Here is a 16,514-nt window from a genome sequence, read left to right on the forward strand (position 1 = left end):
GTTGAACATCAAATAAGTATAATCAAAAATAATCCTTTCTATGCATGTTTTTTACAAAGGATTTTATTATTCCATTTTCGTCTCAATAAATATATTTCCTTTACATCTTTACATTCCTATAACGATTCATTTACAAACAGCTTTTTACCCCCAAGTTCATGGTAGGCTTAATCGTAGCATATTGTGTAGAAAAATGACTGGTCAAAACGGCTGGTTGTCGAAAAATAGGAAATTAGGTGAAATGAAATGTTATCAAACTTTGAGATTGGAATTGATTTAGGAACTGCTAATATATTGGTTTATAGTAAAAATAAAGGAATCGCTGTAAATGAACCTTCGGTCGTTGCGATTGATACAGAAACGAAAAAGGTCGTTGCTTTTGGTACAGAAGCAAAAGAAATGATTGGAAAAACACCAGAGAAAATTATTGCCATCCGCCCATTAAAAGAAGGCGTCATTGCCGATTATGACCTTACCACAGAGCTTCTGAAGCATATCATGCGCAAAGCTTCTAAATCAGTCGGCTTTGCCGTTCGTAAGCCGAATGTGGTGATCTGTACCCCTTCCGGATCAACAAGTGTAGAGAGACGAGCGATTCATGATGCGGTGAGAAATGCCGGTGCTAAAAAAATCCAGTTGATTGAAGAACCAGTCGCGGCTGCGATTGGTGCAGGGATGCCTGTCGATCAGCCGGTAGCCAATGTGGTTGTCGACATTGGCGGCGGGAATACAGAGGTAGCGATCATATCATTCGGCGGCGTTGTTTCCTGCCATTCTATTAAAATTGGCGGAGACCGTCTTGATGAAGAAATCATTCAACATGTCCGAAAAGAATATAACGTGTTGATTGGTGAGCGAACAGCAGAGAATGTCAAAATGGAAATCGGCTATGCATTGGTTGATCACGAAGAGCTTACCATGGAAGTACGCGGTCGTGATCTTGTGACAGGTTTGCCAAAAACCGTGACACTATCATCATATGAAATCAGAGATGCTTTAAAAGAATCATTGTCTCATATATTAGAAGCGATTCGTGCAACACTCGAGGACTGCCCTGCAGAACTAAGCGGAGACATTGTGGACCGCGGCGTGATCCTAACTGGTGGCTGTGCCTTAATGAAGGGAATGGAAGAATGGCTAAGCAAGGAAATAGTAGTGCCTGTACAATTAGCAGAAAATCCTCTTGAATCCGTCGCAATCGGAACCGGACAAGCCCTTAAATACATGCATAAGATTCCAGCTTTAGTGAAGTAGGAAATAACTAGCAATGACAAGGTAACGAGTTCCTATGTATAAATAAACTGGCTCAGTTCACTTCAGAGCCAGTTTTTTAATTAACTTATTAAATGATTTTTTTGTTTTAATATAGCTACAAAATCTTCAGGTGTATTATAATAATTGGTTATTAACTGTTAACTTTACATCACCTATTGTTTGGATATGAACTTTTTCTTCCTTGAGAGTTTCAATAACCTGTTTTATTTCTTCATATTGGTTCTTATATATTTCTACATCCTCAAGGAGAGTTGGATGTAAAGTAACCTCAATACGATCTTCCCTTAAAGGAATACGAATCGTTTCAATACTTTTATCCGTTTCTCCTTCTGAATTTAACATTTTTTTCTCAATGATTAACTCCTCACGGCGGACAGGAACCAAAATCTGCTTTTCTTCAGTATAACTCTTCTGATAAACCGTAACGTTAGCTGTCTCTATCCACTTTTTACTTACCTGCAACTCTTCCTTATGTAATTTGAGTGTTACTTCATCATTTGCTGTTTTTGGCTGCTCAGACACTTTAATCCTCCTCCAAGGAAAAGAGTGAAAACACCTTTTCATTATGGTGGATGAAAAGGTGTTTTTGCTTTTATCTGTTATTTATATCTTCAAACCCTGATGTATCGGAAACAAAGTCAACACTACCAGTAGTATTAACATTAGCCGTTTCACTTCTAAGAGTTTCCTGAACTTGCTGTGTTTCCTCAACTTGGCGTTTAGAAGCAGAGACTTCCTCAGTGGTTACTGTATATTTGTTAACTTGAACTTCCTCCTGGCTGACAGGAATATGGATAGTCTCCTCGGCACTTATCGATGCATTACTACGTTCGTTTACTGGCGTTCTCTTTATTACAACTTCCTCGTGCATAACAGGAACTTCTACCGTTTTTTGTTCTTCTACAACCTCTTTTGAAAGGACAACTTCACCAGCATCGACTTTATTTTTCGTAATGTCTAGCTCTTCCTTATGAAGCTCAAGGGAGCCGTTAGTTTGATTATTTTGGGTACTTGAGCTAGCGTTGTTTCCTTGCATACTTGAGCTAGTGTTGTCCCCTTGGGTGCTTGAGCTAGTGGTGTTTCCCTGGGTTCCTGCATTATTTTGGCTGTCTTGATTATTTGTATTTTGTGAATTGTCATCACCAAACAAATCAAAAATGTTACCCATAAGAATTCCTCCTCACGAATTGATTAATGTAATGCCTTTATATAATCTACCCAAAGGATATTTTTATTCTCTATGAAAAAACTTACTTTGTGGGAATAATTTAAAAATAACATCAAAAAAAGGCTCACTGCTGTAGCTCTTTTTTATTATGAATGGATATTCCAGATCATTACAGGTAAAAATACAAATTAGATAATAAAGCATTAGTATTGTATAGCAGATATGGCCCAAATCAGGGGGGTTTTACAATTAAGAAAAAATGGAAAATGTATTTGTTGCTAATTCTGCCTTGGTTTTCTGTAATAAAACTTGGTAAATTTTCTTTCCTTCGGTACCTGCCTACTATCATTTTTAGTGACTTGGTTATTGCCTTAATAAGTGAGTTATCTCGAGCGTTCAAATGGTGGAAGGTAAAAAACCCCATTTTTCCGAAATTAGCAACAGATGTATCATTCGTTTTTGGTCCTTTTACTATCATAAATTTTTGGATCTTTAAATTAACATACAAAAAATTCTGGGTATATCTTTTGACTAATATTTTTGCTGACTACTTATTTGCTTATCCCTTAACAACCTTAGCAGAAAAACTAGGTGTATATAAAATGAAAAGAATGAGCCGAAAGCAGCTTTTTCTTTTAAGTGTTGCAGTAGCAATTTTTAATTACTTGTATCATTTCTTAATTGTTGAAACACAAAGAAAAGATAAATCATATTGATTCTATTATTTCAAATATCAATAAAAAATGACTATCAAACAAACCATGTGATAGTCATTTTTCCTATACTTTTATTTGGGATTGATTATGAAACTTTTATACTAAAAAACTAGATGTCACTCTGGCGTTTTCTCATATTATTGAAATATAAGAAAATCGGCAGCGGAATGACGATAAAGCCTAAGCTTTTAATAAGTTGGTTTTTTGCATTCTCTCTAGCACGGTTCTTTTCATCTTTTAACATTTGATCATATCTCTCTCTAATTTCATCATCCGATAACTTTTGACTTTCCTCTGTTGGTACTTTCCCGTCATGGTAAACCTGCTTGAAATCTTCAAAGTTTTGATAATAACCTGGCGGGCTTACTAGATCGGCCGCGGCCATAAAAATTGAAATTCCTCCGCCAATCACCATCATAAGCGTCGCAAACAAGACTAAATACGTATAAAGATGACGTATCACTGCCTCTCCCCCCATTTCTTTGTTTTTCACAGCATAAACGATTACAAAAATAATGATAACAATAGGTAAAAAAGTACTTAAGATGCCAAAAACAAACATTCGGCCACCTCCTTTTAACTCCCTTATAGTGTAATTTTACACTATTTACAAAACAAATATAAGTCCTATTCTGAATATTTTATAAAAAAAGAGTGCTTTCTTATTAAAAAAGAAAACACTCTTGCTATGATTACATTACACGTTTAAACATTTTCTCCATCTCGTATGAAGAATAATGAACAATAATAGGTCTTCCATGCGGACAAGTAAACGGATCCGAAGCTTTCCTTAAATCATCGAGTAACGCCTGTATCTCATCATTGCGCAAATGACGATTCGCTTTAATGGAAGCTTTACAGCTCATCATAATCGCAGCTTCCTCACGAAGCTTTTTGATATCGACCTTTTTCATCGAAAGAAGCTGTTCAATCATATCTTCAATGATTTGCTTTTCTTCTCCCTTTGGAAACCATTGTGGATGGGAGCGAACAATGTAACTATTCAATCCGAATTCCTCAAGAAACACTCCGACATTTTCTAATTCCACGCGGTTTTCATTTATTTTTAGATATTCATCTGTTGAATAATCCAGCGTAATTGGAACAAGTAATTCCTGAAGCTCAGCATGGACCTGCCCCACCTTCTCACGGAAATACTCATATTTCAGCCGTTCCTGTGCAGCATGCTGGTCAATAATATATAAACCATTTTCATTTTGAGCAAAGATATAGGTACCATGCATTTGTCCAATTGGATATAACCGTGGTATTCTGCTTTCTATTTTTTCATCCTCGTACGAAACCGTCGTATCCTGCTCTGTCTCGATTGGTTCTTGTTCTGGTTCTGGATCAAATTCTTCAAATTCCCACTTTTGATGTTCGTCTTCCACTACTACTTTTGGCGGCACCGGTTCATAATTGAACTTGGTTGTTTCCGTTTCTTCTTGAATTGTCGGACCAGAAAAGACTGGGCGTTCCCATGTCATCTCTCTTCTAACCGGTATGTCAATGGTTCGTTCATCAAGAACCAGCGTAGTCTGTTCTGACTTTGGTATCTCTTTTTTCTCTTGCGTATATGCTGACGGAATCAATATCTTCGATTTAAACGCATTTTTGATGATACCTGTGACCAATTCATTTAGCTCTGCTTCTTTACTGATACGAACCTCCATTTTAGAAGGATGCACATTGACATCGACTAACAATGGATCCATCTCAATATTGAGGAGAACAATTGGAAATCTGCCGATAGGAAGTAACGTATGGTACCCTTCCTGAATCGCTTTTGCTAAGGCATAATTTTTAATAAAACGGCCATTAATCATCGTAGAAATATAGTTTCTTGATGCTCTGGTTACCTCAGGCATCGAAGCATACCCACTAATCTTGTAATCAAGTGATTCCCCTGATATCGGTACCAGCAGTTTGGCAATCGCCATACCATAAATGGACGCAAGCACCTGGCGGACATCACCATTTCCGTTCGTTTGCAGCAGCTTACGTTCGTTATGAATTAAGCGGAAAGCGACTTCCGGATGGGACAGTGCAAGTCGATTCACCACATCGGTAATATTCCCAAGCTCCGTATGAATGGTTTTCATATATTTTAAACGTGCAGGTGTGTTAAAAAATAAATCGGTAATCGTAATATCTGTTCCGCGTCTGCTCGAAGCTTTCTCGTAGACTTCAACATTGCCGCCTTCAATGAGCACGCGATTTCCTGCACCATCACCGGTTGAGGTTTTCATCTCAAGACGTGAAACAGAAGCGATACTTGGCAGAGCTTCCCCACGAAACCCAAGGGTGCGAATACGGAATAAGTCATTTTCATTCTTGATCTTACTCGTCGCATGACGTTGAAAGGCGAGTAAGACATCTTCCTCTTCAATTCCATACCCATTATCGGTTATGCGAATTTTCGCCAGCCCCGCCTCTTCTACCTCAATTTCAATGACCGTACTGCCAGCGTCAATTGCATTCTCTACTAATTCTTTCACAACAGATGCAGGTCGCTCGACTACTTCTCCTGCTGCAATTTTATTGGATAGTGCGTCATCTAGCTGGATAATCTTACCCATACGTGTCACCCCCTAGCTTTTAAGCTTTTTCTGAAGCTCGTACAACAAATTAATCGCTTGAAGCGGTGTAATATCTAGTAAATCAATTTCTTTCATTTTATCTAAAACTTTCTTTTCTTTTGAAGAAAGCTCTTGTTTTTTCGGCTCTTTCGGTTCATCAAAGAATGACAGCTGAGCTGGCTGCTCCTCGATTTCCTTTACTGTGCTTTTTACAGTGACAGGTTGTACATCAGTTTTTTCGAGTGCTGATAAAAGTTCATTGGCACGATTGATTAATTCCTTCGGAAGCTCAGCTAACTGCGCTACATGAATTCCATAACTCTTATCTGTCGGTCCTTCTTTTATTTTATGAAGGAAAACGAGCTTTCCATTATGTTCAATTGCACTAACATGAATATTCTTTAATTTCTCTAACTCGCTATCCAGAATGGTTAGTTCATGGTAATGAGTTGAGAATAGCGTTTTCGCGCCAATATGTTTATGGATGTATTCAATGATAGCCTGTGCTAGTGCCATCCCATCGTAGGTAGAAGTTCCACGGCCAATTTCATCAAATAAAATTAAGCTGTTTTGCGTAGCATTGGCCAAAGCATTTCTGGCCTCAAGCATTTCGACCATGAACGTACTTTGTCCAGAGATCAAATCATCTGCGGCTCCAATTCTCGTAAATACTTGGTCGAAAATTGGCAGCACCGCTTCATCTGCCGGTACATAACAGCCAATTTGCGCTAAGATGGCGGTTAACGCAACTTGACGCATATACGTACTTTTACCACTCATGTTAGGACCCGTGATGAGAAGTATCTCACGGTCTGTGTCCATAAAGCAGTCGTTAGCTACATATTCCTGTGCATTCAACACTTTTTCGACCACAGGATGTCTGCCTTCCTTTAGAACCACTTTACCCTCTGTTGAAAACGTCGGTTTTACATAGCGACGCTCTTCACTTACCTGGGCAAAGCATTGGAGCACATCTAGTTCACTAACTGCTTTTGCAGCAGCCTGCAGACGTGGAATATGTTCTTTTACAATCTCTCGGATTTCCGTAAATAGTTCATATTCCAGCTCACCGCATTTTTCTTCCGCTTCCAGTATCAATGCTTCTTTTTCTTTCAAATCTGGTGTGATAAAGCGCTCTGCATTTGTTAAGGTTTGTTTGCGCTCATATTGACCTTCTGTTAACAGATGAAGGTTTGCACGCGTCACTTCAATATAGTAACCAAATACCCTGTTAAAGCCTACTTTAAGGGATTTGATCCCCGTCTTTTCTCGCTCTTCACGTTCAAGCTGGGCAATCCAGGTTTTCCCGTTTCGACTGGCATAACGGTATTGATCCAATTGGTCATTGTATCCGTCGCGAATGATATTTCCTTCTTTAAGTGATAGAGGAGGATTATCCACAATCGCCTGCTCTAATAAATCTGTCACTTCTTCACAAGGGTCAAGTGAATCGGCAATTTGTTTTACCACTTCATGTTCCATGCCGTGAAGAATTTGTTTTAGGTAAGGAATCTGCATTAATGAGCGCTTCAATTGAACGAGATCGCGGGCATTCACATTCCCAAAAGCGACACGTCCTGCAAGTCGCTCCAAATCGTATACTTCCGTTAATTTTTCACGTAGCTCTTGACGTTCAAAGTACTTGTTCATTAATACTTCTACAATCGTTTGACGGTGCTCGATTTCCTCCTGAGACAGTAACGGACGATCAATCCACGTTTTCAGCATCCTTCCGCCCATCGCTGTCATGGTTTCATCTAACAGCCACAGTAAGGAGCCTTTCTTCCCTTTGGAGCGAATCGTCTCGGTCAACTCAAGATTTCGTTTTGAATAATAATCAATTTTCATAAATTGATGAATTTGATAAGTAGTCACAGGCTGCAAGTGGTCAAGACTTCGCTTTTGAGAGCGGTACAAATAGTGAAACAGTCTTGCTGCCGTTTGTTTTAGTTTATCTTGATTAAGATTATCCAACAGATTGGAAAACTGCATTTCTATTGAACTATTATCTTCAAAGGAAATCGCGAGGACATCACGTTCCCGCATTTTCTTTTGTAATTCAGCGTCAAAGCTGCTAGCTACCACGACTTCTTTTGTGCTTAAAACAGCTAACTCATTTAAAACTTCATCAAAATTAGCTGATAGCTGTGTTACTTTGCTCTCACCTGTTGAAAGATCAGTATAGGCAAAACCATAGGTTTGATCATCAAAGTAAGAAATAGACGCAATGTAGTTATTTTCTTTATCAGTTAATGACTTGCCCTCCATTACCGTTCCTGGTGTGATGAGCTGGACAACTTCCCGTCTTACCATGCCTTTGGTTTGTTTGGCGTCTTCCATTTGCTCGCAAATCGCCACTTTATAGCCTTTTGAAATTAGCTGTTCAATATAATTAGGAGCAGAATGATACGGTACTCCGCACATTGGGATTCGATCCTCACTGCCGCCTTCACGGCTCGTTAAGGTAATTTCTAATTCTTGTGATGCTTTAATCGCATCGTCAAAAAACATTTCGTAAAAATCGCCTAAGCGAAAAAATAAAAAGGCATCTTGATAATCTGCCTTCACGGTTAAGTATTGCTGTATCATCGGCGTATAACCAGCCATAATGACCTCCACTTGTTTAATCATTTCGAGTATCTTCGACAAACTATTATAACATATATCAGGTAAACATAGATTAGGTAGAAATTTCTTTTAACCATTATTGGTCGGGGATATAAAATACCTGCATATATTCATTATACAAAACCGAAAAGGGTGATCCTGGATGGGATGGTTTGGAGGCAATTATAAGGAATTTGATTTTGAAATGTTTTCTGTCAGCCATTTTGTGATCATAGCCCTTCTTTTTCTTGGTTCAGTTTTGATTTATATTAATAGGAATACACTTAAGGTTGAAAAGTGGAGAAAAGCAGAGGTAGTTGTAGGAATATCTTTATTAGTCATCGAGCTTACTTATCATTTTTGGATGGCTGTGAATGACATGTGGGATGTCAGTCATGCTATTCCATTAGAATTGTGCAGTATCAGCCTGGTATTATCGGTACTGTTATTGTTAACGAGAAAAAAGATCATTTATGAAATATTGTTATTTACAGCCTTATTGGGAGCATCTCAGGCTATCTTTACACCATTATTAAATTTCGACTTCCCGCATTTTCGCTTTTTTCATTTTTTCTATACCCATTTAATGGACATTTGGGTTGTCTTTTATTTCACATGGGTTGTTGGCTATCGTCCAACCATTTGGTCGGTTGTAAAATTGTTCGTCTTTTTGAATTTATTAATGCCAATCATTATGCTAATCAATAAAGCAGTTGAAGGAAATTATATGTTTTTGAGCCATAAACCAAAAAGTCCGAGCCTTTTGGATCTTTTAGGTCCATATCCTTGGTACATTTTATCAATGGAGTTTTTATTAATTACCCTTAGCCTGATTGTTTGGTTAATTTTCCGTAAAAAAAGAATTGGTTAGTTCTGGGTATTTACTTATTGACCTTTTTAGATTAACTATTTATAATAAGTAACGTTCCCAATAAAAGTGTCCCGATAGCTCAGCAGGATAGAGCAACAGTTTCCTAAACTGTAGGTCGGAGGTTCGAATCCTCTTCGGGACGTCAAAAAGCGAAAACGCTATGTTATCGTATTGTTTACCGTTCTATCATACGGGACAATAACGTAACATAGCGTTTTTTTGCATAGCTGTAGGACGTGGTTTTTATGACTGTAGGACAACTTTCGGTAACTGTAGGACACTGCGGCAATTTCTATAGGAGGGGTAAAAAACCATATGAAACGTAAATTTTTCGGCGAAAGAGGTCCTAAAGTCTCTTCACAGGACCGACAGACTAGTAATGTCCTATATACAATTGACGAAGCACTAGAAGTATTTATTCGAGCAAAAACTGCTGAAGGAGTTAGTGCATATTTATCTCCGATTGTACCTGCCGCAGATTCCAAAAAAAAACCTTTCCAAGGTTCATTCATTTTCGCCGTTTCAAACCAGGCTGGTTCACTTGTTACCCCATTACCTGCGTCGTCCCAGACAGTTACCCGCCAATACTGACGAGTTCTCGGGTTTAGTATAATATCATAGTGATAGGCTAAACTATCAATTTCCTTACTCTTACCACTCTCAAAATGAATGGTTATAAAGCCAGAATCTGCTGCAATTTCCACTCTATCCGCTGACTGATAAATCAATGGATTTTCTCCTGCTTCGGCACCCACTGAATGACTTAATCAATTAAATTCAAATCCAGCGGCTTTACCACATGGTTTGTTCTTGGATTACTAATGATCATCTTACCCCTCCATTGTTAAACTCTACATATGATTTACGATTTTGGTCCGTTATTTGTTTTGACTGCAACGCCAGCCATTGTAGGAGAGTGACATCTTTTCCGTTTACTTTTACTGGAGAACCATCATAGTCCAGCTCGCATTCGTCTTTGAGCATGTAGATCCAGGTACCATGACTAAAAAATTCAAAGGGGTTGCCTTCTTTATCATTAAAAATTCCTGAGGTATCTACTACCTTATCAAAATATGAAAAATGAACATTAGGAGCACCGGCTTTAAGGAGCCGCTCATATGTTGGAATCACTGTAATCTCAGGTTTCACTATTTCATCATTTTTTGCATGAGTGAACCAGATAGGGGTATTTTTAATATCTTCAATATTTTGATCCGTAATTACATTGTCATAGAGTGCTTCACATACAGGATATGCTGCTGCGAAGAAACCGGGGTAATCGATAATCATGCGCATCGTCATGAAGCCTCCATTGGAACAGCCACCGATGTAGATTCGATTTGTATCTATATCCGGATGTAAATGAATAAACTCATCAATGAGCGCTTTAAGTGCTAACACGTACATTGAATTACCGCTTTTAGTATACTCACCGCTGCCATCGTCCATCCACATTGTAGGTACTTGGGGAGCAAGGACATAAGCGCCCCCAAATATTTCTTGTACTTTTTCACTTGACAGGTTTACAACATTATTTCCTGTATAAGCGATCGACGTGTCATATCCGCCTTCGCCTGCTCCATGCAGCCAAATGATCAAAGGGCGTTTTTCTTTATTCATATTTGGTGAATAATAGCCGAAACAGAGAGGCATCTCAGCATAGGATGACTCGCTGTTTACCCAGCCTTTAATTTGCTCCATTTTTCCGCCTCCGAAATGATCAAAGACAAGTCCTGAAATGGTATCATTATAGGTTTGTATTTCTTTTACCTGCGTTATACGAAAATCGCAGAAAACATAAACATTATGTTCCTGCTCAAAAGCAGTTTCCGAGTTCAAACGGTGGATTGCCTCACATTCAAGTTCCAGCGTTGCATGACTGCCTTTTTCATTTTTGTTCCCTTCACTGTCAGATATATACGCATTTGTAACACAACAATAGCCCTTTGACGGATATAGTTCTACCGAATTCCAATCTTTTCTGAGTTGCAACACTTCGCCCGTTTTTTTGCTTCGTCTCTCGACATAAACGTTGAAGGTATCTTCTGATAATGCATCTGATTTGATAGATTTGGATAACGGAAGAATGATTTTTGTTATATAAGGCCCAAAGTCAGTAACCTCAGTAATAGTCCTGTAAGAACGTTTCATTTTTACCTCTCCTTTTGTTATATTAAATTTTAGTCATCCTAACTGCCATAAATTGTTTACCAGGGAGTTCTATTCTAAAATTTCCTTCATACACATCTTCGAGTTTATTAATTGTCATTTCCCAAGTATCGATGACTTCTACTTTATATTGAGTGCCAGGTTTCATCCGGTACTCTCTGAAACTAGGTCGATTAAACCCGTAATAATATAAATAAAATTGGTCAGGAATCCCAGCGGAAGGCGCATCCCAGGCGGTTTCTAAAGGATTCAATCCTTCTTGCGGCCCCTCTTCCATGATCCGCTTCAAGAAACCGATTCGCTTTGGACTGTCCCCATACAACTGTCCACCTTTGGACCACCATAAAATATCTTTTGGATGAAGATAGGTTTCACCATGTCCAACATAACCGCCTCTGACTGCACCTTCCCAAAACCGGCGTACCATTTCTTCCCCGGTGATATTTCCCCATCCTTGGTCAATATCTCCCTCATACGCACATTCATCTATAACGATAGGTTTGTTCCATTGTTTCCGCCACTCAACTGTACTTTCTGCCGTCTTATATACATCAATGCGTTGCACACTACAATGTGTAACCCAAGGCCGTGAATAATCATAGAATCCAAAACAGTTATGAATGGAAGTGAGGTGTTGGTGAGGGTCATTTTCCGTGATAATCTGAGCAAAGCGCTCCCAATCCTCTATTTCCTTACACCACATTAAGTCATATTCATTGGCTAACGACCACCATAAATTTCGATAGGCTGAAAGACGGGCGGTAAGGTATCTTAAATATCGATCATCCTCCGCCTTTTTCATTTCTGCAAATCCCCATCTGTCATAGGCGTGGTAAAGGATTAAATCGGCTTCAATTCCTAGATTGCCAAGATCTGCGATCCTTTGCTCTAAGTGCTGAAAAAACTTTGGATTAAAGCGTGTAAAGTCCATACCTTCATCAAGAGAACCTTCAAATGGATAGTATAAAGGCTCATTCGAGTTGAATTGATACGATTTAGGAAACACGCACATTCGTATCTTATTGAATGGAGATGCCTGCAAAGTTTCCAAGGTTTGTTTGATTAATTCTTCCTCTTGATGAATCCATGCATAGCATGTAGTTCCTACTGGAAAATATGGGGTTCCATCCTCATACGAAAAATGATATGTATTTTTAACTCGGACAGGACCATGGTTATTTTTAGAAGGGCTGACACATGTAAACCTACCTTCTATACCCTCCAAAGATCTAGCGTTGCTCGTTGTTTGAAATGTCCAGATTCCCTCGGCATCTGGCATAAATCTAATTCGATAGATACCATCTCCGTCATAGAATCCAAGAGTTTTTTGACGTTTCTCTCCATTAAAAATAAATTCCGCTTCCAAAGTGACGTCTGTAAAAGGGTTGCCGTGTGCTGGGCCATGAAGTTCCACCTCAAATACGGACCATTTCTCCACTTCTCTAAGAGTGGAAACTTTCGCCGATCCCAAAAAGACTGATTCAGGTTCATAATTAGAAGCCGGTGCAATATAACCAGTTTCTTCTTCCAACTCTTCTACAGCAGCCAGCTCAGAATACAGTTTTTCTACAGTCTCCTTTGTACGTAAGGACTCAGGCAGGCGTGAAATTAGTTGTTCCAACGTACTTAATTTAACAAACATTATCGGAAATTCAGTAGGTTCCAATAATAGCGGCATATGTTTTTGCAATACTGCTTTTGCATTTTTATTTGCCAGAATCTTACCCATTTTCATTTTTGGTGAATAACTCATATAACTGTTATCCCCTTTCACTAAAGAGTTTTTTGGTTCTATTAGACTAGAGTTATACCATTAATTAAAAAGAGAACAATCCTTACAGTTCTCTTTTTTTTAATTACCTTTGACAAATTCTTTTTTATAAGTAAATCAAAAAGTTTTAAATACTGGATATCCGGCTGTTTCAATACCCATTTACGTATCACCGTGAACTTGGCAATCGTCGCCGGAAAAAAACCAAAAACAATTAAACAATCAAGGTAAATGAGATCCAAAGAATATTCACATATGCAATGATTAGACAAAACGTTGGCAAATAGTTATTAATCAATAAACAACTAATCCGGCAGCATCATGATCAATAATGGCAGAGACATTTTAAATTTTATCAACTTGCTTTTTACTTTCCTCGCAGGAACTGCTTGTACCCCTGCCTCTACTTTCTTTACTGTCACTCCTGACATCCCTTTTACCCCTTATAACAATATTTTGTTTCCGCTTACATTTTTTACTTTCAACTTATATCATTATTTTATAAAACTAGTAATAATGTAACTATCCAAAATACGACTTCTTATTTTTGTTTATCCGACTTTTCTATTTTCAATAAACTTAACACCAGAGCAAATTAATCTAGTAGCAAGTGTACAACCCAATATCGTTGTTCTAGATACTTGTTTTGAAACGTTAGAAGACCAATTACTTCTCACTATCCCCGACAGTGATTTCACCCTAGGATGCTTTTAAAAAGAAGATCAAAAAACCGATTGAATCAATTGCCTTCAGCCTTATTCTGTGAAGCAGATTATATGCCTTAATGTTATCAGTATCATTATTTCAATCTGTTTAATTAGTTTTCAACTGCAAGCAGGGCAGTCCTATCTTTTTTTAACATTGACTGTCGTTAATTCAGAAGTTATTACTTGTGATTCAAAGATGTTATCAAATCCAATAACTGAAATGTCATCCGGCACTCTACACTGTTTGTCGATACAGAACTTATTGAAAGGAAATCATGTGTAGTTTCCTCACAAACGAAAAGAAAAATAAAAGCCTAAAAAATGGTAAAGCCAGGCAGCTGCCGCCTGGCTCTCATTATTGTTCTTCTATTTTTCCTTTTTATATTTTTTGGTTCTTTCATCCTGAATTATCCCAGCCCAATTTAAGCCAAAAGCAAAGTCATAAACACTTCCTTCAGAATCTCTATGACATTCCATGTCGTGCGCAACATCTTCGAATTGCTCTTCAACTGTTTTCATGCTCGCAGGCATTTGCATTGGCAGAAGACCTGCAGGTTCAACTTTCCCTGTCAGGATGTCAAATACAGCTTGATCCTGTACGCCAAAATTCGCAATAATGGCATCGACACTCTCTTCGAATTCTTCCACAACCGTTGGGTTTGATAGCAGAAGTGAAACAATAACTGGTTTCCCTTTCAATATGTCAACAGTCTCTAATACAGAATCTAGATCCGTTGTATTATTCGGGGTAACCGTTTTTCCTTTATAGGTACGATTTAACACATCTCCCGGGCGTGCGTCACCGGCAAGACTTTCATCACGTGCGTCAATCGCGGTATATGTTTTATACTGGAGGCTGATTGGTACATATCCATTTCCTCCATCCTTTATATCATCATGACTATAACCTGTCCCTGAATTCGGAGATGAAATAAAGACCAGACCAAAATCCGCGTCTTCAGGATTTTCGGTTATCTGAAAATATTTCTTAGCTATATCGATATTGACTGGATATTCAAATTTCTCAGGTGTTGGAAATCCAAACCAATCTTTACCTGCCGGCGTATATCTTTTAGGGATGTATACGACGCTTTCCTTTCTTAGCGGCAGGACGTCATTCTTGTTTTTCAACATGACGATCGACTTCAACTGCGCTTCATAGCCTGCCTGCATATACTCTGGCTTGCCAACTTCTTGAACACTTTCCGTTGCATTTAGATAAGGATTTTCAAAAAGGCCGAGGCGAAAGATATTTTTTAATAATCGAACCGCAGATTCTTCAAAGCGCTTCCTCATGAATGCTTCACCGTGCTCAGCAACACCCATTTGGTATGCTTCAAGGATTGGTCCGGCTTCATTATTTCCGCCGAATTGGTCAACCCCAGCCATAATTAGTTTATAATGCCGTTCTGGAACAGTCAGTTTTTCTACACCCCAAGGCTTTCCTCCGACAAATGTATCAATATTTACCGGTTCATCGGCCGTTATACCCCAATCTGTACATACAACACCGTCATAACCATATTTATTCCGAAGCAAATCATGAATAATATATTTATTGTAAGAATTTCCGACATTTTCTCCATTTACCTGATCTTGATCAACCGATATCGTATAATAGGGCATCACTGCAGAAGCCATTTCCGTTTTACCAGATAAGTTAAAGGCGCCTTTTGTAAAGGGTAGTAAATGCTCTTCAAAGTTTCCGCCTGGATAAACGGCAAATTTTCCATATCCATAATGCGCATCCCTTCCAGCTTACCGGAGCCGCCTCCCGGCCAATGTTTTACCATTGCATTTACGCTATCATAGCCCCAGCCCCCTGCAATTTCTTTTTCATCTGCAGAATTCTGAAAACCTTCGACATAAGCTTGGGCCATATCAGCAGACAGCTGTGAATCCTCACCGAAAGATCCATTGAATCGGAACCAGCGTGGATCTGTTGCTATATCGATTTGCGGCGAAAGTGCAGTAGTTATCCCTAATGCCCGGTATTCCTTTGAGGCAATTTCCGCAAATTCAGCTGTAATATTCGGATCAAATGTAGCCGCAAGTCCAAGCGGTTCAGGCCACATGGAAATTGTACCGCCAGCTCCAGCATTAAACTCTGTACTTGAATCCGAACCATGACGCGGATCCGAGCTGTTGTTTGCAGGGATCCCAAGCCCCATACCTTCTGCACAAGCTTGAATATTGTTATTCCAGCGTGCCGCCGTTTCTGGACTTTCAACAGTCGTAATGAGAATATGCCTTAAATCATCGTTTGAAAGAAAATCAATTTGTTCATCCGTTAAATCCCAGGGATTTGCACCGCTCTCTTCGTAGGACTTACCATTATATTTACCGGGAAACCAGCCTTTACTTCCTGCAGGAACTGCTTGATGTCTGCTGTATAACATGAGTCCTGCTATTTGCTCGATTGTCATTTTCGAAGCCAGGTCTTTTGCTCTTTCCTCCGGAGAGAACCTCCAGTCTTCATACTTATCTATTTTTCCATCTTTGTTAAGATCTTTAAAGTAGAAGCCATCTTTTTCGATAATGGTCACACCTGATGTTTCAGAATATCCTAACACAGGCCCCCCGTTGTTAGTTACATATTTAATCTGCCCTTCAGTTGTGATGGTTGTTTTACTATCTTCCATTATTAAACC

13 protein-coding genes, 1 tRNA gene and 1 pseudogene are annotated in these 16,514 nt (G+C 38.8%); 3 read left to right on the plus strand and 12 right to left on the minus strand.

Annotation, left to right across the window (positions count from 1 at the left end; genetic code table 11):
- The first annotated feature begins 246 nt into the window (after positions 1–246).
- Positions 247–1,254 carry a rod-share determining protein MreBH gene (mreBH, locus tag QFZ31_RS11400; RefSeq protein WP_307303076.1) on the plus strand — a complete coding sequence of 336 codons (1,008 nt, stop codon included), beginning with the start codon at positions 247–249 and terminating at the stop codon, positions 1,252–1,254.
- A 135-nt stretch (positions 1,255–1,389) separates the two neighbouring features.
- Here the strand turns inward: mreBH and QFZ31_RS11405 are convergent, their stop codons facing one another.
- From QFZ31_RS11405 to mutS, 5 genes are all read right to left on the minus strand, one after another.
- Positions 1,390–1,797 carry a YsnF/AvaK domain-containing protein gene (locus QFZ31_RS11405; protein WP_307303077.1) on the minus strand — a complete coding sequence of 136 codons (408 nt, stop codon included), beginning with the start codon at positions 1,795–1,797 and terminating at the stop codon, positions 1,390–1,392.
- A gap of 70 nt (positions 1,798–1,867) precedes the next feature.
- Positions 1,868–2,443: a YsnF/AvaK domain-containing protein gene (locus QFZ31_RS11410; protein ID WP_307303078.1), complete on the minus strand. Its 576-nt coding sequence runs from the start codon at positions 2,441–2,443 to the stop codon at positions 1,868–1,870.
- Between the two features lie 825 nt (positions 2,444–3,268).
- A complete protein-coding gene (locus QFZ31_RS11415; protein WP_307303079.1) occupies positions 3,269–3,721 on the minus strand; it encodes a hypothetical protein in 453 nt (150 codons plus the stop codon).
- A 130-nt stretch (positions 3,722–3,851) separates the two neighbouring features.
- Positions 3,852–5,738, minus strand: a complete 1,887-nt coding sequence (gene mutL, locus QFZ31_RS11420) for a DNA mismatch repair endonuclease MutL (protein ID WP_307303080.1) — start codon at positions 5,736–5,738, stop codon at positions 3,852–3,854.
- Positions 5,739–5,750: 12 nt separating this feature from the next.
- Positions 5,751–8,345, minus strand: coding sequence for a DNA mismatch repair protein MutS (gene mutS, locus QFZ31_RS11425; RefSeq protein ID WP_307311528.1), 2,595 nt, complete (start codon positions 8,343–8,345; stop codon positions 5,751–5,753).
- 163 nt (positions 8,346–8,508) lie between these two features.
- Here mutS and QFZ31_RS11430 point away from each other — a divergent pair, with 163 nt between their 5' ends.
- Both QFZ31_RS11430 and QFZ31_RS11435 read left to right on the plus strand, forming a co-directional pair.
- Positions 8,509–9,216 (plus strand): TIGR02206 family membrane protein, encoded by a 708-nt coding sequence (locus tag QFZ31_RS11430; protein WP_307303081.1) that lies wholly within the window; start codon positions 8,509–8,511, stop codon positions 9,214–9,216.
- Positions 9,217–9,284: 68 nt separating this feature from the next.
- Positions 9,285–9,358: transfer RNA gene (locus QFZ31_RS11435), tRNA-Arg, on the plus strand.
- A gap of 16 nt (positions 9,359–9,374) precedes the next feature.
- Here the strand turns inward: QFZ31_RS11435 and QFZ31_RS11440 are convergent.
- From QFZ31_RS11440 to QFZ31_RS11465, 7 genes and pseudogenes are all read right to left on the minus strand, one after another.
- Positions 9,375–9,944: a hypothetical protein gene (locus tag QFZ31_RS11440; RefSeq protein ID WP_307303082.1), complete on the minus strand. Its 570-nt coding sequence runs from the start codon at positions 9,942–9,944 to the stop codon at positions 9,375–9,377.
- Positions 9,945–10,041: 97 nt separating this feature from the next.
- Positions 10,042–11,367: a prolyl oligopeptidase family serine peptidase gene (locus QFZ31_RS11445; RefSeq protein ID WP_307303083.1), complete on the minus strand. Its 1,326-nt coding sequence runs from the start codon at positions 11,365–11,367 to the stop codon at positions 10,042–10,044.
- A gap of 22 nt (positions 11,368–11,389) precedes the next feature.
- On the minus strand, positions 11,390–13,138 hold the full coding sequence (locus QFZ31_RS11450) for a DUF5605 domain-containing protein (protein WP_307303084.1): 1,749 nt from the start codon (positions 13,136–13,138) through the stop codon (positions 11,390–11,392).
- 41 nt (positions 13,139–13,179) lie between these two features.
- Positions 13,180–13,428: a YesL family protein gene (locus QFZ31_RS33825; RefSeq protein ID WP_373459843.1), complete on the minus strand. Its 249-nt coding sequence runs from the start codon at positions 13,426–13,428 to the stop codon at positions 13,180–13,182.
- Positions 13,429–13,461: 33 nt separating this feature from the next.
- Positions 13,462–13,587, minus strand: a complete 126-nt coding sequence (locus tag QFZ31_RS11455; protein ID WP_307303085.1) for a hypothetical protein — start codon at positions 13,585–13,587, stop codon at positions 13,462–13,464.
- Between the two features lie 414 nt (positions 13,588–14,001).
- A complete protein-coding gene (locus tag QFZ31_RS11460) occupies positions 14,002–14,115 on the minus strand; it encodes a substrate-binding domain-containing protein (RefSeq protein WP_373459915.1) in 114 nt (37 codons plus the stop codon).
- A 114-nt stretch (positions 14,116–14,229) separates the two neighbouring features.
- Positions 14,230–16,505, minus strand: a pseudogene (locus QFZ31_RS11465) (glycoside hydrolase family 3 N-terminal domain-containing protein).
- Positions 16,506–16,514: the final 9 nt, after the last annotated feature.

This window comes from Neobacillus niacini, assembly GCF_030817595.1.
GTDB classification, from domain to species: Bacteria; Bacillota; Bacilli; order Bacillales; family Cytobacillaceae; genus Neobacillus; species Neobacillus niacini_G.